The sequence below is a fragment of the Micromonospora sp. M51 genome, from assembly GCF_018070305.1.
GTDB lineage: Bacteria > Actinomycetota > Actinomycetes > Mycobacteriales > Micromonosporaceae > Micromonospora > Micromonospora parva.
The window spans coordinates 1-1,286 of the sequence record NZ_JAGPXZ010001153.1 but is presented as its reverse complement, the minus strand read 5'-3'; the positions used below and the strand labels follow the sequence as shown (position 1 = coordinate 1,286).

General features: G+C 73.4%; 1 protein-coding gene. It reads left to right on the top strand.

Annotation, left to right across the window (positions count from 1 at the left end; all coding sequences use genetic code 11):
* Nucleotides 1–22: 22 nt before the first annotated feature.
* The coding region (locus KBX53_RS33260) for an MFS transporter (RefSeq protein ID WP_210863821.1) at nt 23–1,286 on the top strand (1,264 nt) is incomplete at its 3' end.

Sequence of the window (1,286 nt, the reverse complement as noted above, 5' to 3'; positions counted from 1 at the left end):
GCTTCCCACGTCTGGACGAGCGCTGGTGAGCGCGCTGACCGTACGCCAGGTTCGGCGTCGTTACCTCACGCTGTACGGCCTGCGCTGGCTGCCCACGGGTCTGATGATCCCGGTGATGATCCTGCTGATGCAGGAGCGCGGCCTGACGTTGCCGCAGATCGGGCTGGTCGGCACGGCGCAGGGGCTGCTGGTGCTGGCGCTGGAGTTGCCCACGGGTGGGCTCGCCGACGCTCTCGGCCGGCGACCGGTGCTGCTCGCCGCCGGCGTGCTCAACCTCGCCTCGTTGGCGCTGTTCGCGGTGGCCGACTCGTTCGTGCTGTTCTTCGTGGTCTGGGCCTTGCAGGGCATCTACCGGGCACTGGACAGCGGCCCGTTGGAGTCCTGGTACGTCGACGCCACCCTGGCCGCTGACCCGGAGGCCGAGTACGAGCGCGGCCTCGGTTACGCCGGCACTGTCATCGGCGGGGCGATCGCCGGCGGCGCGCTGCTCAGCGGTGGTCTCATCGCGCTCGGCCCGATCGGGCCGGTCAGCGCGCTCACGGTGCCCGTGTTGGCCGCCATCGTCGCGCAGGCGGCGGCGCTCGCCGCGCTGGTCGTGCTGCTGGTCGAGGAGCGGCCGGCCACCGGGTTCGCGGCGCTGCGGGCCTCGGTGGTCCAGGCGCCCCGGATGATCGGCCAGGCCGTCGGGCTGCTGCGTCGCTCCCGGGTGCTGCTGGCGTTGGTGGCCGTCGAGCTGTTCTGGGGCTTCGGCATGGTCACCTTCGAGTCACTGCTGCCGGTCCGGCTCGCCGAGGTCATCGGCGACCCGGAACGCGCGGCGGCGCTGCTCGGACCGGCGAACTCAGCCGCCTGGCTCGCCTCGGCGGCCGGCGCGGCACTGACTCCACTGCTGCTGCGCTGGTTCGGCGCCGCGCCGGGTGCGGCCATGCTGCGCATCCTCCAGGGCGTGACGGTGGTCGGGATGGGGTTGTTCGCGGGGCCGGTCGGCGTGCTGGTGGCGTATCTGGCCTGCTACGCCGTGCACGGCGCGTCCAACCCGCTGCACAGTGGGTTGCTGCACCGGCAGGTCGACGGCCCGTACCGAACCAGCGTGCTCTCGCTGAACTCGATGATGGCGGCACCGGCCGGCGCGCTCGGCGGGGTGGTCCTGACCGCGATCGCCGCCGCTGCCAGCGTGAGCACCGCGATGGTGGTCGGCGCTGTGGTGCTGGCCGTCGCCGCACCGCTCTACCTGCCCGCCTGGCTGGCCGGGCGTCGGGCCGCCCCGGCTGTGGAGCCGACAGCGG